Raw genomic sequence first — 24,035 nt, forward strand, 5'->3', positions numbered from 1 at the left:
AATAGGTATTACTCCTCATCTGTTTTTGGGGTCTGTCGGCCTTTTTTACTGACAGCGGTCTGTACTAATGTAATAAATTCAGAAACACTCATCACGCCAAGGTTCTCACCTTCGCGAGTTCGGACGTTAACACTGCCCGATTCGACTTCTTTATCCCCTAATACTAGCATATAGGGAATACGTTCTAATGTTTTCTCTCGTATCTTAAATCCAATCTTTTCGTTACGCAAGTCGCTAATAGCGCGCAAACCTGCATTTTTGAGCTCGCTAACTACGTTTTCGCATGCATCAGCCTGTTTATCGGTGATATTCATGACCACAACTTGCTGCGGTGCTAGCCATACTGGCATCCAACCGGCATAGTTTTCGATCAAAATACCGATGAAACGCTCAAACGAACCTAAGATTGCACGGTGCAACATAATAGGTACTTCACGATCGTTTTGCTCATTGACGAACTCTGCATCGAGACGTTCAGGCATGTTTGGATCAACCTGAATGGTACCGCACTGCCAAATACGACCTAACGAATCCTTTAGACTGAACTCAATCTTTGGACCATAGAAAGCGCCTTCACCAGGTAAATAATCCCAATCTAAGCCTGAGCTATCTAGCGCATCTGATAAAGCTTTTTCTGCAAAATCCCAAGACTCATCACTACCAACACGTTTTTCAGGACGAGTAGACAGTTTCATAACGATATTGTCAAAACCAAAGTCTTCATAGACAGCAAGGGTTAGCTTGATAAAGTCAGCAACTTCTTGTTGAATCTGTGCTTGCGTACAGAAAATATGCGCATCATCTTGCGTAAAACCACGTACGCGCATCAAACCATGTAATGACCCTGATGGCTCGTTACGATGACAAGAACCAAACTCAGCCATACGCAGTGGCAAGTCACGGTAAGACTTTAGGCCTTGATTGAATACTTGCACATGACAAGGACAGTTCATCGGTTTTACCGCATAATCACGGTTTTCACTAGCAGTCGTGAACATATTGGTTGCATAGTTGCCCCAATGGCCCGAGCGTTCCCACAGACTACGATCAACAATTTGTGGCGTTTTGATCTCTTCATAGCCGTTATCGTATTGCACTTTACGCATGTATTGCTCAAGTACTTGGTAAATTGTCCAGCCATTCGCATGCCAGAACACCATACCTGGCGCTTGCTCCTGCATGTGAAACAAGTTCAACGCTTTACCGATTTTACGATGGTCACGTTTTTCGGCTTCTTCAATACGCTGGATATAGGCTTTTAGCTGTTTCTTATCTGCCCAAGCCGTACCGTAGATACGCTGTAGCTGTTCGTTTTTCGCATCACCACGCCAATAAGCACCTGACATCTTGGTCAGTTTAAATACTTTCAAAAAGCGTGTGTTTGGCACATGCGGGCCACGGCACATATCCACATATTCTTGGTGATGATATAAACCAAAGGCTTCTTCACCTGGCATATCATTGATAAGCTTTAACTTATAGTCTTCGTTACGTGATTCAAATATCTCAATCGCTTCGGCACGTGGCGTCATTTTTTTGATAACATCATAATCTTGCTTGATCAGCTCCATCATGCGTTTTTCGATCGCTTCCATATGCTCAGGCGTAAATGGTGTTTCACTAAAGATATCGTAATAAAAACCATCATCAATAACAGGACCAATGACCATTTTTACATCAGGGTAGAGCTGTTTAACAGCATGACCTAATAGGTGAGCGCATGAGTGACGAATAATATCGACACCGTCGTCGTCTTTTGGCGTTACGATTTCAACATTGGCATCAGCGATGATAGGATCATGTGCATCTACCAGATGACCATTTACACGTCCAGCAACCGTCGCTTTAGCGAGTCCTGTCCCAATACTTTGCGCCACTTCCATGACTGTTGTATGACCTTCAAAGTCTTTTACACTACCATCGGGTAAAGTAATCGCTACCATAATCTATTCGCCTATTATTGGGTCCGTTGGCAGTGATGATTGCAACCATCAATCATATAACCGTGAGACCGCATCAATTATATCTAATCATTGTGATATGTTGTGAAAGGAACGCATTACCTAGAGTCTTACTATGACTATATATGCTAGAGCTGATGTAAGGCTTAAAGCCAGTTAACTAATAGCATTGCAGCAAAATGCATTTCGCTATAGAAGTAACATAACAGCCAACATATATAAGTAATGCAGCAAAATACCTATTATAGCAAAAACCGTCTCTCAACACTAGATATCAAGGGATTGCGCGACGACTAATATAAGAGCCATATCTTATGATAAAGGTAGTATCAAATACTGCACTATATAGGACAATATATTGAAATCGTCATATAACCCCGAATAACTTAGCTTCTATATAGTGCTAATTATATGAATATCAACATTTAAAGATATAAGAGATAATTTGTTTAAGGAAAATACTCAAGAATGACAGGATGAATAAGTCCAGTTATGAGGAACAAATAAGCTCGTCTTCATTAAAAATTGATGAGCTAAATAATATTGCACACTAGTATTTAAGAAAATAAACAACCTCGAATTTATAACCCATTGAAAAAGGTGACAATTTATTCATCTCCTAAAATAAGATTAAAAACATTAATAAAACGGGTTGACACAAAAGTTAAACCGTCTATAATACGCACCTCATCAAGACGAGCTGGAAGTAGCTAGTGTGTGATTACACATTAATAACCCAGTTAACTTGTTGAAACAAATTAAAAAAAGAAGTTGACAGACTATTAAAACATGATATGATGGTCAGCTCGCTAGATAGCTTAACCGGAGACGGATTGGCTAGATGGCAAAAGAAATACCCTATATATCGATGACTGGACGACAGTGATTGAGACTATTTAAAAGCATAACTAAAGAACAACTTGTGTGGATTTTTGCTGATTCAGAATGCTAAAAAATAAAGTTGACTATCTTTTCTTTTCGGAAAGATTATTAACTATAAAAATTATCATTTAAGACAGCAGAAAAACTCAAAGTTAATTCATTACGAACATAATTTTTAGCGATTTTGCCAGATTAGATGAGCCAAGTTTAGAAGCTTCTTTAAAGAGCTTCATAGCAAGATTAAACTGAAGAGTTTGATCATGGCTCAGATTGAACGCTGGCGGCAGGCTTAACACATGCAAGTCGAGCGGAAACGATGATAGCTTGCTATCAGGCGTCGAGCGGCGGACGGGTGAGTAATACTTAGGAATCTACCTAGTAGTGGGGGATAGCACGGGGAAACTCGTATTAATACCGCATACGTCCTACGGGAGAAAGGGGGCAACTTGTTGCTCTCGCTATTAGATGAGCCTAAGTCGGATTAGCTAGATGGTGGGGTAAAGGCCTACCATGGCGACGATCTGTAGCTGGTCTGAGAGGATGATCAGCCACACCGGGACTGAGACACGGCCCGGACTCCTACGGGAGGCAGCAGTGGGGAATATTGGACAATGGGGGAAACCCTGATCCAGCCATGCCGCGTGTGTGAAGAAGGCCTTTTGGTTGTAAAGCACTTTAAGCAGTGAAGAAGACTCTTCGGTTAATACCCGGAGACGATGACATTAGCTGCAGAATAAGCACCGGCTAACTCTGTGCCAGCAGCCGCGGTAATACAGAGGGTGCAAGCGTTAATCGGAATTACTGGGCGTAAAGCGAGCGTAGGTGGCTTGATAAGTCAGATGTGAAATCCCCGGGCTTAACCTGGGAACTGCATCTGAAACTGTTAGGCTAGAGTAGGTGAGAGGGAAGTAGAATTTCAGGTGTAGCGGTGAAATGCGTAGAGATCTGAAGGAATACCGATGGCGAAGGCAGCTTCCTGGCATCATACTGACACTGAGGCTCGAAAGCGTGGGTAGCAAACAGGATTAGATACCCTGGTAGTCCACGCCGTAAACGATGTCTACTAGTCGTTGGGTCCCTTGAGGACTTAGTGACGCAGCTAACGCAATAAGTAGACCGCCTGGGGAGTACGGCCGCAAGGTTAAAACTCAAATGAATTGACGGGGGCCCGCACAAGCGGTGGAGCATGTGGTTTAATTCGATGCAACGCGAAGAACCTTACCTGGTCTTGACATATCTAGAATCCTGCAGAGATGCGGGAGTGCCTTCGGGAATTAGAATACAGGTGCTGCATGGCTGTCGTCAGCTCGTGTCGTGAGATGTTGGGTTAAGTCCCGCAACGAGCGCAACCCTTGTCCTTAGTTACCAGCGGGTTAAGCCGGGAACTCTAAGGATACTGCCAGTGACAAACTGGAGGAAGGCGGGGACGACGTCAAGTCATCATGGCCCTTACGACCAGGGCTACACACGTGCTACAATGGTAGGTACAGAGGGCAGCTACACAGCGATGTGATGCGAATCTCAAAAAGCCTATCGTAGTCCAGATTGGAGTCTGCAACTCGACTCCATGAAGTAGGAATCGCTAGTAATCGCGGATCAGAATGCCGCGGTGAATACGTTCCCGGGCCTTGTACACACCGCCCGTCACACCATGGGAGTTGATTGCACCAGAAGTGGATAGCTTAACCTTCGGGGGAGCGTTCACCACGGTGTGGTTGATGACTGGGGTGAAGTCGTAACAAGGTAGCCGTAGGGGAACCTGCGGCTGGATCACCTCCTTATAGATGGCATTCGGTCAGCAAGAATTCACAACAAGTTGTTCTTTAGTTTAAGCTTACGTTTTAGGACGTATTAGGGTCTGTAGCTCAGCTGGTTAGAGCACCGTGTTGATAACGCGGGGGTCAGTGGTTCGAGTCCACTTAGACCCACCATTTTATATAATGGGGCCATAGCTCAGTTGGTAGAGCGCCTGCCTTGCACGCAGGAGGTCAACGGTTCGACTCCGTTTGGCTCCACCACTACTTTAGTTAAGCTTAGAGTGCTAAATAAAAATAGGTATCAAACAGAAACAAGTGATTTATTAAGATTACTTCTTTCTGTTTTATACAGAATCTGTGACTCGACGAGAGCATAGAGACTATTTAAAAACATAGATATGAGTCTGGGTTAGGAAGAGCGTGTTCACGCGCACTTCTTAACCTTAATAACTCACCTCTTAACGACATCAGTTGTTATCCCAGGGGTGAGTTATTAAAAAAGTAAAGAGAACTGAATCAAGCGTATAAACATAGGTGATATCGTTATCATAATTAGATTGTATGACACTTTGGAGTCGAAAGACTACTTGGGGTTGTATGGTCAAGTAATGAAGCGCACATGGTGGATGCCTTGGCAGTCAGAGGCGATGAAAGACGTGACAGCCTGCGATAAGCTTCGGGGAGGCGGCAATATCCTGTGATCCGGAGATTTCTGAATGGGGAAACCCAGCTAGCATAAGCTAGTTATCCTAATTTATTAGGAAGCGAACGAGGGGAAGTGAAACATCTCAGTACCCTTAGGAATAGACATCAATTGAGATTCCCCTAGTAGCGGCGAGCGAACGGGGAGAAGCCGATTAATTCTAATGTAGAAGAACAGCGTGGGAAAGCTGACCGTAGTAGGTGATAGTCCTGTATTCGAAACATTAGAGTTAACATATTAAGTAGAGCGGGGCACGAGAAATCCTGTTTGAAGATGGGGGGACCATCCTCCAAGGCTAAATACTCCTGACTGACCGATAGTGAACCAGTACCGTGAGGGAAAGGCGAAAAGAACCCCTGTGAGGGGAGTGAAATAGAACCTGAAACCGTGTGCGTACAAGCAGTGGGAGCCTACTTGTTAGGTGACCGCGTACCTTTTGTATAATGGGTCAGCGACTTATATTCTGTAGCAAGGTTAACCGTTTAGGGGAGCCGTAGGGAAACCGAGTCTTAATAGGGCGTCTAGTTGCAGGGTATAGACCCGAAACCGAGTGATCTATCCATGAGCAGGTTGAAAGTGCCGTAACAGGCACCGGAGGACCGAACCCACTGTCGTTGAAAAGCCAGGGGATGACTTGTGGATAGGGGTGAAAGGCTAATCAAACTCGGTGATAGCTGGTTCTCCCCGAAAGCTATTTAGGTAGCGCCTCGGACGAACACCATTGGGGGTAGAGCACTGTTTCGGCTAGGGGGTCATACCGACTTACCAAACCGATGCAAACTCCGAATACCGATGAGTGATATCCGGGAGACACACAGTGGGTGCTAACGTCCATTGTGGAGAGGGAAACAACCCAGACCGCCAGCTAAGGCCCCAAATTCCTAGTTAAGTGGGAAACGAGGTGGGAAGGCATAGACAGCTAGGAGGTTGGCTTAGAAGCAGCCATCCTTTAAAGAAAGCGTAATAGCTCACTAGTCGAGTCGGCCCGCGCGGAAGATGTAACGGGGCTCAAACTAGGAGCCGAAGCTGCGGATTTGAATTTGTTTTCAAGTGGTAGGGGAGCGTTGTGTAAGCCTGTGAAGGTGTGTTGTAAAGCATGCTGGAGGTATCACAAGAGCGAATGCTGACGTGAGTAACGATAATGCGAGTGAAAAGCTCGCACGCCGGAAGATCAAGGGTTCCAGTCCAACGTTAATCGGGGCTGGGTGAGTCGACCCCTAAGGCGAGGCCGAAAGGCGTAGTCGATGGGAAATCGGTTAATATTCCGATACTTGTTTATAATGCGATGGAGGGACGGAGAAGGTTATGTCAGCCTGGCGTTGGTTGTCCAGGTGAAAGGATGTAGGTTTATAGCTTAGGTAAATCCGGGCTATTCTATACCGAGATCTGATAGCAAGTCCTACTTGTAGGACGAAGTGGCAAATACCATGCTTCCAGGAAAAGCTTCTAAGCAATAGTTATAAACAAATCGTACCCTAAACCGACACAGGTGATCAGGTAGAGAATACCAAGGCGCTTGAGAGAACTCTGCTGAAGGAACTAGGCAAAATGGTACCGTAACTTCGGGAGAAGGTACGCTGTTGATGGTGATAGGACTTGCTCCTTGAGCTGTTGGCAGTCGCAGATACCAGGCTGCTGCAACTGTTTATTAAAAACACAGCACTCTGCAAACACGAAAGTGGACGTATAGGGTGTGATGTCTGCCCGGTGCTGGAAGGTTAATTGATGGGGTTAGCGTAAGCGAAGCTCTTGATCGAAGCCCCAGTAAACGGCGGCCGTAACTATAACGGTCCTAAGGTAGCGAAATTCCTTGTCGGGTAAGTTCCGACCTGCACGAATGACATAATGATGGCAGCGCTGTCTCCAGCAGAGACTCAGTGAAATCGAAATCGCAGTGAAGATGCTGTGTACCCGCGGCTAGACGGAAAGACCCCGTGAACCTTTACTACAGCTTTACATTGAACTTTGACCTGACTTGTGCAGGATAGGTGGGAGGCTTTGAAGCCGAGACGCTAGTCTTGGTGGAGCCAATCTTGAAATACCACCCTGGTCATGTTGGGGTTCTAACTCAGGTATAACAATACCGAGGACAATGTATGGTGGGTAGTTTGACTGGGGCGGTCTCCTCCTAAAGAGTAACGGAGGAGTACGAAGGTGCGCTCAGACCGGTCGGAAATCGGTCGTAGAGTATAAAGGCAAAAGCGCGCTTAACTGCGAGACCCACAAGTCGAGCAGGTACGAAAGTAGGTCTTAGTGATCCGGTGGTTCTGTATGGAAGGGCCATCGCTCAACGGATAAAAGGTACTCTGGGGATAACAGGCTGATACCGCCCAAGAGTTCATATCGACGGCGGTGTTTGGCACCTCGATGTCGGCTCATCTCATCCTAGGGCTGAAGCAGGTCCTAAGGGTATGGCTGTTCGCCATTTAAAGAGGTACGCGAGCTGGGTTTAGAACGTCGTGAGACAGTTCGGTCCCTATCTACCGTGGGCGTTGGAAATTTGAGAGGATCTGCTCCTAGTACGAGAGGACCAGAGTGGACGAACCACTGGTGTTCGGGTTGTCATGCCAATGGCATTGCCCGGTAGCTACGTTCGGATGGGATAACCGCTGAAAGCATCTAAGCGGGAAGCCCACCTCAAGATTAGATTTCCCTAAAGAGCCGTTCAAGACTAGGACGTTGATAGGCAGGGTGTGGAAGCACAGCGATGTGTGTAGCTAACCTGTACTAATTGCTCGTTTGGCTTGACCATACAACACCCAAGTGGTTTGTATACAAGTCTAATTAATCTGTCATAGACAGAACATTTCGATATCACCTTTGACCTTGATTCAGTTAGGTTACAAGTTGATCGACCATAGACTAAACATTTATAGTCAAACAATAAAAACAACAGACTCATATCTAACCCCCTTTGCTGACGACAATAGCGCGATGGCCCCACCTGATCCCTTCCCGAACTCAGAAGTGAAACATCGTTGCGCCAATGGTAGTGTGGTTCGCCCATGTGAGAGTAGGTCATCGTCAGCTCTCTATTCTGATTTGCCCCTTGATACTAACGTATCAGGGGGCTTTTCTTTGGCTAGTGAAAAATTCTATAGCAATAGCTGCATTAGATTCGATCTATTATAGCTAAATAACTATTTATAAATTAGTCATAATAATCCTTGCGTTCTCAATAGATGTGCGTATAATGCCACCCAGTCGAAAGGGAAGTGGTTTACTGATTTAAACGATATAGATTGTTTGAATTAAATTAAAAATACTTCTTGACTAAATAAATAAAGCGTCTATAATACGCCCTCATCGGACGGACTAGCGGTGACTAATATGTAAATTACATATTAATAACGCAGTTAACCTGGTGAAACAAATTATAAAAAGTCTTGACAAATCAAATCATTATGATAAGATAGTCGGCTCGCTAGATAGCTTAACCGGAGACGGATTGGCTAGATGGCAAAAGAAATACCCTATATATCGATGACTGGACGACAGTGATTGAGACTATTTAAAAGCATAACTAAAGAACAACTTGTGTGGATTTTTGCTGATTCAGAATGCTAAAAAATAAAGTTGACTATCTTTTCTTTTCGGAAAGATTATTAACTATAAAAATTATCATTTAAGACAGCAGAAAAACTCAAAGTTAATTCATTACGAACATAATTTTTAGCGATTTTGCCAGATTAGATGAGCCAAGTTTAGAAGCTTCTTTAAAGAGCTTCATAGCAAGATTAAACTGAAGAGTTTGATCATGGCTCAGATTGAACGCTGGCGGCAGGCTTAACACATGCAAGTCGAGCGGAAACGATGATAGCTTGCTATCAGGCGTCGAGCGGCGGACGGGTGAGTAATACTTAGGAATCTACCTAGTAGTGGGGGATAGCACGGGGAAACTCGTATTAATACCGCATACGTCCTACGGGAGAAAGGGGGCAACTTGTTGCTCTCGCTATTAGATGAGCCTAAGTCGGATTAGCTAGATGGTGGGGTAAAGGCCTACCATGGCGACGATCTGTAGCTGGTCTGAGAGGATGATCAGCCACACCGGGACTGAGACACGGCCCGGACTCCTACGGGAGGCAGCAGTGGGGAATATTGGACAATGGGGGAAACCCTGATCCAGCCATGCCGCGTGTGTGAAGAAGGCCTTTTGGTTGTAAAGCACTTTAAGCAGTGAAGAAGACTCTTCGGTTAATACCCGGAGACGATGACATTAGCTGCAGAATAAGCACCGGCTAACTCTGTGCCAGCAGCCGCGGTAATACAGAGGGTGCAAGCGTTAATCGGAATTACTGGGCGTAAAGCGAGCGTAGGTGGCTTGATAAGTCAGATGTGAAATCCCCGGGCTTAACCTGGGAACTGCATCTGAAACTGTTAGGCTAGAGTAGGTGAGAGGGAAGTAGAATTTCAGGTGTAGCGGTGAAATGCGTAGAGATCTGAAGGAATACCGATGGCGAAGGCAGCTTCCTGGCATCATACTGACACTGAGGCTCGAAAGCGTGGGTAGCAAACAGGATTAGATACCCTGGTAGTCCACGCCGTAAACGATGTCTACTAGTCGTTGGGTCCCTTGAGGACTTAGTGACGCAGCTAACGCAATAAGTAGACCGCCTGGGGAGTACGGCCGCAAGGTTAAAACTCAAATGAATTGACGGGGGCCCGCACAAGCGGTGGAGCATGTGGTTTAATTCGATGCAACGCGAAGAACCTTACCTGGTCTTGACATATCTAGAATCCTGCAGAGATGCGGGAGTGCCTTCGGGAATTAGAATACAGGTGCTGCATGGCTGTCGTCAGCTCGTGTCGTGAGATGTTGGGTTAAGTCCCGCAACGAGCGCAACCCTTGTCCTTAGTTACCAGCGGGTTAAGCCGGGAACTCTAAGGATACTGCCAGTGACAAACTGGAGGAAGGCGGGGACGACGTCAAGTCATCATGGCCCTTACGACCAGGGCTACACACGTGCTACAATGGTAGGTACAGAGGGCAGCTACACAGCGATGTGATGCGAATCTCAAAAAGCCTATCGTAGTCCAGATTGGAGTCTGCAACTCGACTCCATGAAGTAGGAATCGCTAGTAATCGCGGATCAGAATGCCGCGGTGAATACGTTCCCGGGCCTTGTACACACCGCCCGTCACACCATGGGAGTTGATTGCACCAGAAGTGGATAGCTTAACCTTCGGGGGAGCGTTCACCACGGTGTGGTTGATGACTGGGGTGAAGTCGTAACAAGGTAGCCGTAGGGGAACCTGCGGCTGGATCACCTCCTTATAGATGGCATTCGGTCAGCAAGAATTCACAACAAGTTGTTCTTTAGTTTAAGCTTACGTTTTAGGACGTATTAGGGTCTGTAGCTCAGCTGGTTAGAGCACCGTGTTGATAACGCGGGGGTCAGTGGTTCGAGTCCACTTAGACCCACCATTTTATATAATGGGGCCATAGCTCAGTTGGTAGAGCGCCTGCCTTGCACGCAGGAGGTCAACGGTTCGACTCCGTTTGGCTCCACCACTACTTTAGTTAAGCTTAGAGTGCTAAATAAAATAGGTATCAAATAGAAACAAGTGATTTGAGTAAGATTACTTCTTTCTGTTTTATACAGAATCTGTGACTCGACGAGAGCATAGAGACTATTTAAAAACATAGATATGAGTCTGGGTTAGGAAGAGCGTGTTCACGCGCACTTCTTAACCTTAATAACTCACCTCTTAACGACATCAGTTGTTATCCCAGGGGTGAGTTATTAAAAAAGTAAAGAGAACTGAATCAAGCGTATAAACATAGGTGATATCGTTATCATAATTAGATTGTATGACACTTAGAAGTCGAGAGACTACTTGGGGTTGTATGGTCAAGTAATGAAGCGCACATGGTGGATGCCTTGGCAGTCAGAGGCGATGAAAGACGTGACAGCCTGCGATAAGCTTCGGGGAGGCGGCAATATCCTGTGATCCGGAGATTTCTGAATGGGGAAACCCACTTACCATAAGGTAGGTATCCTAATTTATTAGGAAGCGAACGAGGGGAAGTGAAACATCTCAGTACCCTTAGGAATAGACATCAATTGAGATTCCCCTAGTAGCGGCGAGCGAACGGGGAGAAGCCGATTAGTACTAATGTAGAAGAACAGCGTGGGAAAGCTGACCGTAGTAGGTGATAGTCCTGTATTCGAAACATTAGCATTAACATATTAAGTAGAGCGGGGCACGAGAAATCCTGTTTGAAGATGGGGGGACCATCCTCCAAGGCTAAATACTCCTGACTGACCGATAGTGAACCAGTACCGTGAGGGAAAGGCGAAAAGAACCCCTGTGAGGGGAGTGAAATAGAACCTGAAACCGTGTGCGTACAAGCAGTGGGAGCCTACTTGTTAGGTGACCGCGTACCTTTTGTATAATGGGTCAGCGACTTATATTCTGTAGCAAGGTTAACCGTTTAGGGGAGCCGTAGGGAAACCGAGTCTTAATAGGGCGTCTAGTTGCAGGGTATAGACCCGAAACCGAGTGATCTATCCATGAGCAGGTTGAAAGTGCCGTAACAGGCACCGGAGGACCGAACCCACTGTCGTTGAAAAGCCAGGGGATGACTTGTGGATAGGGGTGAAAGGCTAATCAAACTCGGTGATAGCTGGTTCTCCCCGAAAGCTATTTAGGTAGCGCCTCGGACGAACACCATTGGGGGTAGAGCACTGTTTCGGCTAGGGGGTCATACCGACTTACCAAACCGATGCAAACTCCGAATACCGATGAGTGATATCCGGGAGACACACAGTGGGTGCTAACGTCCATTGTGGAGAGGGAAACAACCCAGACCGCCAGCTAAGGCCCCAAATTCCTAGTTAAGTGGGAAACGAGGTGGGAAGGCATAGACAGCTAGGAGGTTGGCTTAGAAGCAGCCATCCTTTAAAGAAAGCGTAATAGCTCACTAGTCGAGTCGGCCCGCGCGGAAGATGTAACGGGGCTCAAACTAGGAGCCGAAGCTGCGGATTTGAATTTGTTTTCAAGTGGTAGGGGAGCGTTGTGTAAGCCTGTGAAGGTGTGTTGTAAAGCATGCTGGAGGTATCACAAGAGCGAATGCTGACGTGAGTAACGATAATGCGAGTGAAAAGCTCGCACGCCGGAAGATCAAGGGTTCCAGTCCAACGTTAATCGGGGCTGGGTGAGTCGACCCCTAAGGCGAGGCCGAAAGGCGTAGTCGATGGGAAATCGGTTAATATTCCGATACTTGTTTATAATGCGATGGAGGGACGGAGAAGGTTATGTCAGCCTGGCGTTGGTTGTCCAGGTGAAAGGATGTAGGTTTATAGCTTAGGTAAATCCGGGCTATTCTATACCGAGATCTGATAGCAAGTCCTACTTGTAGGACGAAGTGGCAAATACCATGCTTCCAGGAAAAGCTTCTAAGCAATAGTTATAAACGAATCGTACCCTAAACCGACACAGGTGATCAGGTAGAGAATACCAAGGCGCTTGAGAGAACTCTGCTGAAGGAACTAGGCAAAATGGTACCGTAACTTCGGGAGAAGGTACGCTGTTGATGGTGATAGGACTTGCTCCTTGAGCTGTTGGCAGTCGCAGATACCAGGCTGCTGCAACTGTTTATTAAAAACACAGCACTCTGCAAACACGAAAGTGGACGTATAGGGTGTGATGTCTGCCCGGTGCTGGAAGGTTAATTGATGGGGTTAGCGTAAGCGAAGCTCTTGATCGAAGCCCCAGTAAACGGCGGCCGTAACTATAACGGTCCTAAGGTAGCGAAATTCCTTGTCGGGTAAGTTCCGACCTGCACGAATGACATAATGATGGCAGCGCTGTCTCCAGCAGAGACTCAGTGAAATCGAAATCGCAGTGAAGATGCTGTGTACCCGCGGCTAGACGGAAAGACCCCGTGAACCTTTACTACAGCTTTACATTGAACTTTGACCTGACTTGTGCAGGATAGGTGGGAGGCTTTGAAGCCGAGACGCTAGTCTTGGTGGAGCCAATCTTGAAATACCACCCTGGTCATGTTGGGGTTCTAACTCAGGTATAACAATACCGAGGACAATGTATGGTGGGTAGTTTGACTGGGGCGGTCTCCTCCTAAAGAGTAACGGAGGAGTACGAAGGTGCGCTCAGACCGGTCGGAAATCGGTCGTAGAGTATAAAGGCAAAAGCGCGCTTAACTGCGAGACCCACAAGTCGAGCAGGTACGAAAGTAGGTCTTAGTGATCCGGTGGTTCTGTATGGAAGGGCCATCGCTCAACGGATAAAAGGTACTCTGGGGATAACAGGCTGATACCGCCCAAGAGTTCATATCGACGGCGGTGTTTGGCACCTCGATGTCGGCTCATCTCATCCTAGGGCTGAAGCAGGTCCTAAGGGTATGGCTGTTCGCCATTTAAAGAGGTACGCGAGCTGGGTTTAGAACGTCGTGAGACAGTTCGGTCCCTATCTACCGTGGGCGTTGGAAATTTGAGAGGATCTGCTCCTAGTACGAGAGGACCAGAGTGGACGAACCACTGGTGTTCGGGTTGTCATGCCAATGGCATTGCCCGGTAGCTACGTTCGGATGGGATAACCGCTGAAAGCATCTAAGCGGGAAGCCCACCTCAAGATTAGATTTCCCTAAAGAGCCGTTCAAGACTAGGACGTTGATAGGCAGGGTGTGGAAGCACAGCGATGTGTGTAGCTAACCTGTACTAATTGCTCGTTTGGCTTGACCATACAACACCCAAGTGGTTTGTATACAAGTCTAATTAATCTGTCATAGACAGAACATTTCGATATCACCTTTGACCTTGATTCAGTTAGGTTACAAGTTGATCGACCATAGACTAAACATTTATAGTCAAACAATAAAAACAACAGACTCATATCTAACCCCCTTTGCTGACGACAATAGCGCGATGGCCCCACCTGATCCCTTCCCGAACTCAGAAGTGAAACATCGTTGCGCCAATGGTAGTGTGGTTCGCCCATGTGAGAGTAGGTCATCGTCAGCTCTCTATTCTGAAATATCCCCCGACTAGTTATCTAGGCGGGGGATTTTCTTTGGGCATCAAAAATTACTATGTGATATTATTTGCAACCACTTTGATATATTAAGCGTATACAACATTTATGGGACAGTAAAAATATACAGTGTAATTTTTACTGTTATATCGTCGTAAACTGAACTTTAAAATAGTGAGTTGTAGATTACATGGATAAATTATGAGAGATGCCTATATAAGATTCTTTAATGAAGGTTATATATCTAAAGAGAACTTCTTCAATTTTGGTTTGAAAGAAACGATTTATGCTCCTTATGATAAAGCCGAAATTGAATGGAATCTCCTAAAAAATCGTATCTATGGTAATGAGAAAGTATTTATTCGAGGGTTTGGTCGCGATGCAAATGGCACCCATTTATTCCAAGCGCTTTATGGAAAGTTACTCAGCAACTATAACGTTCGAAAAGATTCTACGAACAATGCAGAACCAGCTAAGCTAATTAGATCCTTGACTGGATACTCCAAAACTCAGAGTTCTAAATTCGAATCAATTAGAAATTATCAAATTTCCCATATTTTTGGGCGTACTAAAAATGTTTTTGCCTTTACAGCGCCATGGAATATTGTTTATATGCCAAAAATGCTTGACCCATTCACAGGCCACGAGGCTAAAGGAGAAATGATAGATGAGTATACTTTATTATTTCAAAGACAAGGTTATCATAGGTTCGAAAAGCTGATAGACGAATTCAATGAAATTATGATTAATCCTAATTTTAAAGAAAGAGTTAATGAAGTTTTATACTCATTCCATTCAAATGAGACTTTTAGTATTAAAGAACTTAAAAAGTTAGAAGAAGCAATTAATAGGGAGTTTAGTCCTATTACATTATAAATTTTTAAACAGTTTAGAATGAATTCGAATAGCTGCAAAATTCCCTCAAAACAACTCACCCATCTCAACGTCTTCTTCAAAATCAAATCCTAGTTGCTCGTTTTTACGGAGTCGCATAAGCTCGATACGCAGCTTACGTCCTGCGATAAGCCTTAGCACCTCGCGTTGCTGCTCTGTCGTCATATGATGCCATCGTTGGCGCTCGGCTCGACTGCGCAAGCAACCAAAGCAATAGCCTTTCTTATTGCTTTGACAGACACCGATACAAGGGTTGTCAATGTCGAACAGCTCAAACTGTTGATTCATGGCGACTCCATTGCTATTACCGTCATTCCTTTGACTGGCATAAAACGATTATGACCATATTATTATGTCGCAAATACTGACTAATAGTGTGCCGTTTTATTGTTATTATTTTTGTGCATCGGGTGCTATGCTTAATGTCACTGGCCTATATAAGACAATCATAACAAAATTAATAAGTGAGATGATACGTGAACCTGATTTATATCCATGGACTGGACAGCGATGCCAACTCGACCAAAGGGCTGCTGTTAGAAAAATACTGTCAGCGCTATCATCCTGATATCACGGTGCTGCGTCCTGATTTGAATAAATCGCCTGCGCAAGTGCGTGAGCAGCTGTTGTCATTGATAGAAGGGTTAAACAATAGCCAAGATGAGCAGACCGAATCGTCAAATACGGTATTGGTCGGTAGCTCGTTAGGTGGTTATTTTTCCACTTTAATAAGCAATCAAATAGGTTGTCCTGCATTGCTGCTAAATCCTAGCATTCAGCCTCACGTTACGCTACAGCGTTTTTCTGATTCTGCAATATCCGCTCAAGACAACAGTGATGCGCTGTCTGATAACAACGTCCTGCATACAACGGCGGGTGGCTGGCGTATTACACCGTCAGATTTGCAGTGGTTTGCAGATCATCACATATCCCAAGTCACTTACCCTAATAAAGTTGCTGTATTGCTCAAAGAAGGAGATGAGCTATTAAATTCTGAGTTGTCTCAAGCTTTCTATGAAGGGCAGGGTTCATCAGTAACTGTACAAGCAGGCGGCGATCATCGCTTTAGTGACTTTGGTGAGCAGTTACCGATGGTGATAGAAGTGATACAGGGTTTAGTAAAATATTAGATAGACGACATTATATGACGTGAACGATGGACTATTGACCTTAACGTCGCTGTTTTTCGTTATAATGGTTTTATAGAGTTAAACGCACATGAATAGTTAAGGATGCATTTGTGAGTCAATATAATGCGCAATCGTTAGAAGTTTTAGAAGGGCTTGAACCCGTCCGTCGTCGCCCAGGTATGTATACCGATACCACGCGCCCAAACCATTTGGCGCAAGAGGTTATTGATAACTCGGTGGATGAAGCGTTGGCGGGTTATGCCAAAACCATCAAGGTGCAGCTGCACAGTGATGGGTCGCTGTCTGTCGAGGATGATGGACGTGGTATGCCAACTGATATTCACCCTGAGTTTGGTCAATCAGGTATTGAGCTGATTTTGACCCGTTTGCATGCGGGTGGTAAGTTTTCGACCTCCAATTACGAAGTATCCGGCGGTCTGCATGGTGTGGGTATCTCTGTCGTCAATGCGTTATCCACACGTGTTGAAGTGACGGTATGGCGTGATAGCACCCAGTTTGATATGGCGTTTGAAAATGGCGCATCCGTGACGCCATTGACAGAAGCGGTCAGCTCCAATAAACGTAAACGTGGTACTAGAGTACACTTTTGGGCCGATGGTAGTTTCTTTGATACGCCCAAATTTAATGTCAAGCAGCTCAAGCACAATCTAAAAGCTAAGGCGGTTTTGGCCGCGGGACTAACGATTGAATTCACCGATGATATCAATGATGAAAAGGTCGCTTGGCAGTTTACCGATGGCGTGGTTGAGTATTTGAGCGAGCAGCTAGACGGCCTTGAAACATTGCCTGAAGCACCGTTTTACTATAATTACGATGCGAAAGCGGGTGAACGTGCTGCCATTACCTTTGCCTTGTCTTGGTTGCCTGAAGGTGGTACGCCGATTCAGGAAAGCTATGTGAACCTGATTCCGACAGCGCAGGGCGGTACGCACGTCAATGGTCTACGCACGGGTATCTTAGAAGCATTGCGTGAGTTTTGTGATATCCATAACTTGCTACCGCGCAGTGTGAAGTTAACGGCAGAAGACGTGTGGGATGGGGTGAACTATATCTTATCCTTGAAGTTCTCTGAGCCGCAGTTTTCTGGCCAGACCAAAGAGCGTCTATCGAGCCGCGAGGCTGCTGGTGCTGTACAGACCTTGGCAAAAGATGCGTTTAGCTTGTGGCTTAACCAACATGCCGATATGGGTACGCAGATTGCGGAATTGGCAATTAATAAAGCAGGTCGCCGTCTAAAATCAGCCAAAAAAGTCGCTCGTAAGAAAATCACGCAAGGGCCAGCACTGCCAGGTAAATTGGCAGATTGCCGCGGAGATCTGCGTGATGGCGCGGAGCTGTTCTTAGTAGAGGGGGATTCAGCAGGCGGCAGTGCCAAGCAAGCGCGTGATCGTCACTATCAAGCGATATTACCGTTACGTGGTAAGATTCTAAATACCTGGGAAGTCTCTTCAGATACGGTACTATCAAGCCAAGAGATTCATGATATCGCCATTGCGATCGGTGTGGATCCTGCCTCTGATGATTTGTCCGAGCTGCGCTATGACAAGATATGTATCTTAGCGGATGCTGACTCTGATGGCCTACATATTGCGACGCTGATCTGTGCGTTGTTCGTCAAGCATTTCCCTGCGCTGGTGGATGCTGGTCACTTGTTTGTCGCGATGCCGCCATTGTACCGTGTGGACGTGGGTAAAGAGGTGCACTATGCGTTAGATGAGCCAGAGCTTACGCATATCTTAGCCAATGTACCGGGCAACAAAAAAGCGCAAATCACCCGTTTTAAAGGGCTGGGCGAGATGAGTGCTGAGCAATTGCGTGAGACGACGATGAGCCGTGATACGCGCCGGTTAGTGCAGTTAGATATGGACGATATGGTACTGACCAATGGCATCATGGACATGCTACTGGCAAAGAAACGTGCCGCTGATCGTAAGTCTTGGCTTGAGAGTAAAGGGGACTTAGCTGATATTTCCTAATCAATATCATTGAGCCTTGAGAAATATATGCAAAAGTGAACGACATAGAGTATTACTTATATTTATGACTGAGCGCTATTCTACATAGTAAAAGCACGCAAAATTCAGCCTAGTTAAGCAGGCTAGATGTTATCATATCAGTACCTTTCACTATATTGTGCTGTCAGGATACCAAAGATGTTTAAACGCTCTAAGTCTGCTACTACTGAATCTACACGCTCAAAGATACTGCCAAAGCTCAGTAGAAAACAAGTGGGTGATAACGTGCCTAGGCGCGGTAATAAAGTGTCGCCTGTGATTGGCTTGTGGCTCATGAAGACATTGGGATGGCGAACGGTTGGTGATATTCCTAATATCTCTCAGGCTGTGGTATTGGCACTGCCCCATACCTCTAATGTTGATGGCGTTTATGCACTTCCTAGTTTATTTGCGCTAGATCTAAAAATTAGTATCATGGCAAAGCATACGCTGTTTAGAGTGCCAGTATTGTCTCAGCTGCTGTACTGGATGGGGATTATTCCGATTAATCGCACTGAAAAAGGCTCAGTATTGCAAGCCAGTATCGATAAATTCAAGACAGGTGAGCCACTATTTTTGGGCTTATCACCAGAGGGCACACGGCAGTATACCGAGAGCTGGAAGACAGGATTTTACTATTTGGCGCTCGGTGCTGGCGTGCCTATCTTGCCAGTCGCGCTGGATTATAATACCAAAGAAGTTCGTTTTTTATCTGTGATACATCCAACTGGAGATATTGATGCGGATTTACCGAAAATTTATGCTCAATATCAAGGCGTCATGCCAAGGCACCCTGAGCGTCTATCGCAGCCGCTACAGGATATCAACAACGCAGCTAAATCTGAATAAGCTTTCATAGTATATCGCTAAAGATAAAAAAGCCCCTGATAATATGTTATCAGGGGCTTTTTTTGAGTGATTTTATCGTGGCTGTTAATTTAGAGAGCCAAGATATTAGAACTGTGGCTGACCGTTAGAGGCGCTAACGCCGCCATCAACAGGTAGGTTCACCCCAGTAATCATAGCAGCGTCGCTACTGGCCAAAAAAGTAATGGCAGCGGCAATATCTTCTGGGGCAGCCAAACGCCCAAGTGGACAGCGGGCTAGAAATTTGTCTGTTTTACTGTCATTGTCTTGAATGGCAGTGGTCATGCTGGTCTTAGTCACACTTGGATTGACAGCATTTACGCGCACACCGTCAGGACCATGATCTAACGCCAGTGTACGCGTTAAGTTGGTTACACCTGCTTTGGCAGCGTTGTAAGCGGCCATATTCCAGTCACCGCCCATTCCCGAGAGGGATGAGACATTAACGATACTGCCTTTGGTTTCTATCAAATGGGGCATCGCCGCTTGTGAGACATAAAATGTACCATTTAGATTAACATCAATGGCTGAGCGCCAGTCTTCAGCAGACAGATCGGTTATCTTACCTTGAGTCGCTTTTCCAGCGTTGTTGACCAAAACATCAATCCTTTCAAACTTATCGATAGTATGCCTGATCATCTCCTGTACTTGGCTCTGTACGCTGATATCGCAAGTAACACATAGATAATTGTCAGTATGAATCCACGTATGATCTTCTGGAAACTGTTCTGCTGTTTCTGCTAAGGTATCAGCAGTACGCCCTACCAAAACCACTCTAGCACCTTCTTCAGCAAAGCGAATGGCAGTAGCACGGCCAATACCTGAACCTGCTCCAGTGACGATCACGGTTTTTTCTTTAAAACGCTTCATAATGCTCAATCCTTGTTATTATATAGTGCTGATTAAAATTTGATAAATGAACCTAACAGCGGTGCGCGAATGCAGCTTAGAATTATAAAGTCTACGGACAAGTAACACCGCTTTGATATCATCATAACAAGTCATTGCGTTGAAAGCGACTGTGTCTGATGGTGCTTATGTAGCGTAATTTTACAGTCGTAAATGCGCTAAAGTATTAGCAATGATATTGGTAAAAACGCTATGGTTTTGAGAAGTCAAAAGGCGACTAATCGCCTAATATACGATAATAAAAGGTTGGAATTTGTGTCTCAGTCCTCTACTGCAATATCTGATAAAAGTTATCTTGCTAATGAGCTTGCCTGTTATTTACAGTCAGCTGCGATAGGCGTCACGCTGCCTGCTATACAAACAGCTGGACAAAAATATGATGCTGGTCAATATCTCTACCAACTCTCAGCAGGCAAGCTGCAACTGCTAGCGTTGACACTGTATTTACCTTTAGATACCAGCTCAGCTGATATTAGTGCAGCACGTATAACTGCGGTAAAATCTGCCCTCGCATGGCATAAGGCATCAGCTTCTCAAAATAAAAGCACCGAAAGAAACGACATCGAAAAAAACCGCACCGAAAGTATCGACACCAACACTAAAGACGTAGAGCCCGTTTACCATGATGTTTTAGTTGTCGATATTCAGCTGACTGATGATGAAGAGAGGAATACAGCACATACTGATAGTCATCAGACCAAAACATCCAATCGTCTAAAGCATGACTTTGGTGCTCGCTATTTTTTGGAGGATTTGGTGGTAGATATGAGTGAGGCTGGATCGCAGCTACAAGTGTTCAGCTGGCACGACTGGCAATCGGTCTTGGTAGCGCTACAAACCCCTTGCGAGTTATGGCGGTTTTTGAGTTATCACTTAGCGCAGTTGCAATACTCGGCTATCAGTCATGCACCAAGCTTTGTATCAGAAGAAGCGCTCGCTGCTCAGTTTTTGCAAAGTCCATCCTTATTGACGCCTGCTATCACAGTAGATAATACGCTTATCAAACATGAAACTCAGGATAAACCCAATCCAGCACTTGTCACCATGGCGCTCGCGTACAAAAATCAGAGTGCAACTGCCCAGATGTATCATCAGCACATGCAACAAGCAGCGACACTATGGTCGCAGTTAAGTGCACAAATGATAGCGATATATCGTGAAAAGCAGACAGCGACAGACGACCAAACACAGCCAGATATCTTGGTGTCCCGCTGGCAACAACAACTGTTGGATGAGTCGTTGTTCTCGCGGCATGAGCTGGTCCGTACGCTGTATAGACATCCTAAGCAAAGTGAGAAGCTGCGACAAGATGGCTATGTGGTACATCAGCATTCTTATGAGAGCTTGGGTCGGCACTATGTGCTCATATTCTATGGTCAGGATGCTCAGGCAAATAATAGCAAAGCAGCTATCCAGCCGAATCTAGCAAAAATTGCCCAGGACGTAGCGACGCGCTTGCCAATAGTAGAGTTACATCATATCGTTGTGCTTGGTATTGACTTCATCGATGAAGATAATGAGACATTTATCGATATTGATGTATGGATACAGCCAGTCAATACGATGACCCAAAGAGAGCGGCAGCTAACTAAGCAAATACAGCAGCTAAAAAAGCAGGAATCGCAAAAAAACGTCCAAAGAACAAATAAGCAAGCTGATCAGAATGCTAAATCTGAGGACAATAACGAGCCTGCTAAGTTACCTCAAATACAGCTAAGTCTTTCTATACCTGCAAAAAAAGACAAATAGGGATTAATAATTTCTGCAAAGTAGTTTTTAGAGCAGGGTGGTTCTGAGTCAGGTGCTGTTTCAACATGGTTCCAATGTCGTTTCAATTTTTTATACCCTACCTCTAAGCGATTTCTACTAATACGCGCATAAAAAAAGACAGCCTAGGCTGTCTTTTTCTTATTTGAGAGTAAGGCGTTATGGATGCTTATTTATTGATATCATCGTTAAGATTGCTACCAGGAAGCGTCTGATCACTGTTGTAGATGTCATTGGTATCTACGCGAGGCGTCTCGATAACATCAGTACGCAAGTCAGTAGTTGACGTAGTAGCAGCTGAAGGCGTATTTTCACGTACTGAATCAGCAACTTTCTCTTGCGTCGATGAGTTTGGCGTGACTGCAGACTTTGCTTTCGCTTCGTCACGTTCACGATCCATTTTGTCTTGCATCTTACGTAGGAAGCGTGCGGCTGCTTCTTGACCACCAAGACCAAACGATAGGGCAAAGGCAACGGCTACGGCACCTAGAGTTAGGCCAAATGCTAAATTGACGATCGAATCAGCAATACCCATTGCTTTTAGACCCATAGCAAGTACAAGACCCATGATCAATACACGTACGATGTTTGCTAAGAACTGTGACCCTTGCTCAGAGCGTTCAACAACGCCTGCAATGATATTGGCAAGCCAAAATCCGATGAATAGGATAATCGCACCTAATACGATGTTGGCACCAAAAGCGATGAACATCGTGATGATGCCTGATATAGCAACAAAACCTAATAGATCGGCGGCTGCAATGGCTGCAAATAGCATAGCAAAGAAGATAATCGCATGACCAACTAAGTCCGATACTCTCTGGCTGCCCATGGTTTCTTGCAAGCCTACTTTGGCAGGCAATTGGTTCACTTGCGTATTCTCAAGCAAACCTTTAACAATATTGGCGACCATACGAACAACATAGAAAGTCACTACTAGGATAGCGACTGCCATAAAGATATTTGGCAATGCTTCCATAATTTTGTTAAGCATATTGGTCGCAGGACGAGCAATTACTTCGATTTTCAATGCATTTAACGCAGCAATAATCGTTGGAATAATAACTACTAAAAATGCTAGCGAACCTGCAATGTTAGGTAGGCTGTTTTGTTCACTTAAGCCTGCTTTTGACGCCAATGCTTGAACATTAAACGTAGAAACAAGATTGGTTACGATGCCACGAACCACTTTGGCAATGATATAACCGACAACAAATACCACACCTGCAATCAGGATGTTAGGAATAAAGCTGAAGATTTTGTCGACCATATTCGTTAATGGGGCAAACAAACCATCAAGCTCTAACTGACCAAGTACCATGGTCAACACCACTAACAAGATGAACCAGTAAACCATGTCAGCAATCGTGCTGCTCATTGGTTTTACACCAGCTTTTGCGCTCAAACGCTCATCCATTGAGGTTTTAGACAGTGCAGCATTGATAGCAGTGCGAGCGACTGTAGCAACGACCCAACCGATGACACCAAGAGCAATCGCACCGATGAGGTTAGGGATAAATGCCAATACTTGGTTGACCATATTTGCAAATGGCGCCGAGATTGAGTTTAGGTTCAGTTGGCTAAGCGCGCCTGAAATGGCAATGATAAAGATAAACCAAAAAACAATCTTGGAGATAATGCCCTCAAGATCGTAAGTTTTACCGGTTGAAGAGTTCATGCGTTGATTGAGATTGACTTTAGATAGGACACCGCGGACAAGTGCTGCGATACCGAGTGCTACTAGCCAACCAATGATAAATATCAAAATAGCACCAATGATAGAACCGATAGGCCCACCAAGATAACCGTTAAAAGATGTATACATTGGGTTCATCTTATCCTCCTTGAAGCATCCTATAAATATCGCTAATAAAACTATGAGTGAGCGAGACAGATATGTAGATGATTATTAAAATAATGTCTTGGGGTTGAGTTATACGAAGATAGTATTTTTTGAATGGTTCTATTATCAATGGCATCAGTTTGGTTTTTAGTTATCGATTTGCTACTGATACTCATATGTTGATAATAAATGTCAACATTCGATTACTTATCTCCTTAACGAACTCAGCTTAACTGAAGTATTGATGGATTTAAAGACAGAAAGCTTTACCCGACACTATATTTGTGTGATAACTTGTTATTATCACAGG

At 45.0% G+C, this 24,035-nt stretch carries 9 protein-coding genes, 4 tRNA genes and 6 rRNA genes; 15 read left to right on the plus strand and 4 right to left on the minus strand.

The features are described 5' to 3' along the window. Nucleotides 1–8: 8 nt before the first annotated feature. A complete protein-coding gene (gene thrS, locus AC5JP1_RS10440; RefSeq protein ID WP_493844073.1) occupies nucleotides 9–1,943 on the minus strand; it encodes a threonine--tRNA ligase in 1,935 nt (644 codons plus the stop codon). 1,142 nt (nucleotides 1,944–3,085) lie between these two features. Here thrS and AC5JP1_RS10445 point away from each other — a divergent pair. The 11 genes from AC5JP1_RS10445 to AC5JP1_RS10495 all read left to right on the plus strand — a co-directional run bounded on the left by AC5JP1_RS10445 (nucleotide 3,086) and on the right by AC5JP1_RS10495 (nucleotide 15,176). Then, nucleotides 3,086–4,624: ribosomal RNA gene (locus AC5JP1_RS10445) — 16S ribosomal RNA — on the plus strand. A 73-nt stretch (nucleotides 4,625–4,697) separates the two neighbouring features. Next, nucleotides 4,698–4,774 (plus strand) — tRNA-Ile (locus tag AC5JP1_RS10450). An 11-nt stretch (nucleotides 4,775–4,785) separates the two neighbouring features. After that, a tRNA-Ala gene (locus tag AC5JP1_RS10455) sits at nucleotides 4,786–4,861 on the plus strand. 338 nt (nucleotides 4,862–5,199) lie between these two features. Further along, nucleotides 5,200–8,055: ribosomal RNA gene (locus AC5JP1_RS10460) — 23S ribosomal RNA — on the plus strand. Nucleotides 8,056–8,219: 164 nt separating this feature from the next. Next, nucleotides 8,220–8,333, plus strand: a 5S ribosomal RNA gene (rrf, locus tag AC5JP1_RS10465). Between the two features lie 709 nt (nucleotides 8,334–9,042). Beyond that, nucleotides 9,043–10,581: ribosomal RNA gene (locus tag AC5JP1_RS10470) — 16S ribosomal RNA — on the plus strand. 73 nt (nucleotides 10,582–10,654) lie between these two features. Then, nucleotides 10,655–10,731 (plus strand) — tRNA-Ile (locus AC5JP1_RS10475). Nucleotides 10,732–10,742: 11 nt separating this feature from the next. Further along, nucleotides 10,743–10,818: transfer RNA gene (locus tag AC5JP1_RS10480), tRNA-Ala, on the plus strand. A gap of 338 nt (nucleotides 10,819–11,156) precedes the next feature. Further along, nucleotides 11,157–14,012 (plus strand): 23S ribosomal RNA (locus AC5JP1_RS10485). A 164-nt stretch (nucleotides 14,013–14,176) separates the two neighbouring features. After that, nucleotides 14,177–14,290: ribosomal RNA gene (gene rrf / locus AC5JP1_RS10490) — 5S ribosomal RNA — on the plus strand. The 16S, 23S and 5S rRNA genes sit together here with 4 tRNA genes alongside, the layout of an rRNA operon. Before the next feature lie 211 nt (nucleotides 14,291–14,501). After that, complete coding sequence (locus AC5JP1_RS10495; RefSeq protein WP_493844074.1) at nucleotides 14,502–15,176, plus strand: hypothetical protein; 675 nt, start codon at nucleotides 14,502–14,504, stop codon at nucleotides 15,174–15,176. Nucleotides 15,177–15,221: 45 nt separating this feature from the next. Here the strand turns inward: AC5JP1_RS10495 and AC5JP1_RS10500 are convergent, their stop codons facing one another. Then, on the minus strand, nucleotides 15,222–15,482 hold the full coding sequence (locus AC5JP1_RS10500; protein ID WP_371532762.1) for a DUF1289 domain-containing protein: 261 nt from the start codon (nucleotides 15,480–15,482) through the stop codon (nucleotides 15,222–15,224). Between the two features lie 188 nt (nucleotides 15,483–15,670). Here AC5JP1_RS10500 and AC5JP1_RS10505 point away from each other — a divergent pair, with 188 nt between their 5' ends. The 3 genes from AC5JP1_RS10505 (at nucleotide 15,671) to AC5JP1_RS10515 (ending at nucleotide 19,188) form a co-directional block, all read left to right on the plus strand. After that, nucleotides 15,671–16,324, plus strand: coding sequence for a YqiA/YcfP family alpha/beta fold hydrolase (locus AC5JP1_RS10505; protein ID WP_493844075.1), 654 nt, complete (start codon nucleotides 15,671–15,673; stop codon nucleotides 16,322–16,324). A gap of 110 nt (nucleotides 16,325–16,434) precedes the next feature. Next, complete coding sequence (gene parE, locus AC5JP1_RS10510) at nucleotides 16,435–18,321, plus strand: DNA topoisomerase IV subunit B (RefSeq protein WP_493844076.1); 1,887 nt, start codon at nucleotides 16,435–16,437, stop codon at nucleotides 18,319–18,321. A gap of 177 nt (nucleotides 18,322–18,498) precedes the next feature. Further along, nucleotides 18,499–19,188, plus strand: coding sequence for a lysophospholipid acyltransferase family protein (locus AC5JP1_RS10515; RefSeq protein ID WP_493844077.1), 690 nt, complete (start codon nucleotides 18,499–18,501; stop codon nucleotides 19,186–19,188). A 105-nt stretch (nucleotides 19,189–19,293) separates the two neighbouring features. On the opposite strand, the gene budC is transcribed toward AC5JP1_RS10515, so the two are convergent. Beyond that, nucleotides 19,294–20,076, minus strand: coding sequence for a meso-2,3-butanediol dehydrogenase (gene budC, locus AC5JP1_RS10520; protein ID WP_493844078.1), 783 nt, complete (start codon nucleotides 20,074–20,076; stop codon nucleotides 19,294–19,296). A gap of 294 nt (nucleotides 20,077–20,370) precedes the next feature. Between budC and AC5JP1_RS10525 the strand changes: the two genes are divergently transcribed. Continuing rightward, on the plus strand, nucleotides 20,371–21,864 hold the full coding sequence (locus AC5JP1_RS10525; protein WP_493844079.1) for a hypothetical protein: 1,494 nt from the start codon (nucleotides 20,371–20,373) through the stop codon (nucleotides 21,862–21,864). A 187-nt stretch (nucleotides 21,865–22,051) separates the two neighbouring features. Here the strand turns inward: AC5JP1_RS10525 and AC5JP1_RS10530 are convergent, their stop codons facing one another. Further along, nucleotides 22,052–23,716 (minus strand): mechanosensitive ion channel, encoded by a 1,665-nt coding sequence (locus AC5JP1_RS10530; RefSeq protein WP_493844080.1) that lies wholly within the window; start codon nucleotides 23,714–23,716, stop codon nucleotides 22,052–22,054. Nucleotides 23,717–24,035 lie beyond the last annotated feature (319 nt).

Source organism: Psychrobacter sp. H29 (assembly GCF_059073055.1).

Coding starts and splice junctions, on each gene's coding strand:
- AC5JP1_RS10500 (WP_371532762.1), bottom strand. CDS start 15,482: ATGAATCAACAGTTTGAGCTGTTCGACATTGACAACCCTTGTATCGGT.
- budC (WP_493844078.1), bottom strand. CDS start 20,076: ATGAAGCGTTTTAAAGAAAAAACCGTGATCGTCACTGGAGCAGGTTCA.
- AC5JP1_RS10530 (WP_493844080.1), bottom strand. CDS start 23,716: ATGAACCCAATGTATACATCTTTTAACGGTTATCTTGGTGGGCCTATC.
- thrS (WP_493844073.1), bottom strand. CDS start 1,943: ATGGTAGCGATTACTTTACCCGATGGTAGTGTAAAAGACTTTGAAGGT.
- AC5JP1_RS10515 (WP_493844077.1), top strand. CDS start 18,499: ATGTTTAAACGCTCTAAGTCTGCTACTACTGAATCTACACGCTCAAAG.
- AC5JP1_RS10495 (WP_493844074.1), top strand. CDS start 14,502: ATGAGAGATGCCTATATAAGATTCTTTAATGAAGGTTATATATCTAAA.